Annotated in this window: 2 tRNA genes; both read left to right on the plus strand. The window is 38.2% G+C overall.

Going from position 1 to position 684, the window contains the following annotated elements:
- Positions 1-159 precede the first annotated feature (159 nt).
- Positions 160-241: transfer RNA gene (locus K8089_RS16245), tRNA-Tyr, on the plus strand.
- Positions 242-496: 255 nt separating this feature from the next.
- Positions 497-569 (plus strand) — tRNA-Gly (locus K8089_RS16250).
- Positions 570-684 lie beyond the last annotated feature (115 nt).

Here is a 684-nt window from a genome sequence, read left to right on the forward strand (position 1 = left end):
AATTAAATTAGTTTTAAAATTGAAGCTAAATTTAATTGGGACGAGAAGTTTATCCTGAGCGCAGTCGAAGGGAGTCCCTCTATCGGCTCTGAAATTTCTTCGACAGTGGAAATTTTTGAAATATTGAAATTTGGATTTTTAATACAAAAAATCCAGTTTGGGGAGATACTCAAGCGGCCAACGAGGGCAGACTGTAAATCTGCTGACTACGTCTTCGCAGGTTCGAATCCTGCTCTCCCCACAAAAATTCTTGCGAAAGCGGGAATCTTAAAAATTTCAAATTACAAAAACCAAATTCCAAGGAGATTGGTTTAAAATTTGGAAATTGTTCCTTAAAATGCTGGATACATTTTGATTAAGTTCTAAAATTATTTTTAAATTCTTTGGAATTTAAGATTTAGTTTTTTTAAGGTTTATTGAAAGAATTACGGGAGTAGCTCTCCCGATAGTTATCGGGATGGTAGAGCGTTGCGGTAATTGTGAAAAAAAGTAAAATGCGGGAGTAGCTCAGTTGGTAGAGCGTCAGCCTTCCAAGCTGAATGTCGCCGGTTCGAACCCGGTCTCCCGCTCTAGAAAGTTCTTTAAAAGGTGAAAATGTTGATTTGTATCGAATTTTCATAGAAATTGAAAGAGTAGGGTGAGAAGTTTATGCCGAGCGAAGTCGAGGTAAACCCGGTCTCCCGC

The sequence above is a fragment of the Aequorivita vitellina genome (genome assembly GCF_022008365.1).
Lineage (GTDB): Bacteria > Bacteroidota > Bacteroidia > Flavobacteriales > Flavobacteriaceae > Aequorivita > Aequorivita vitellina.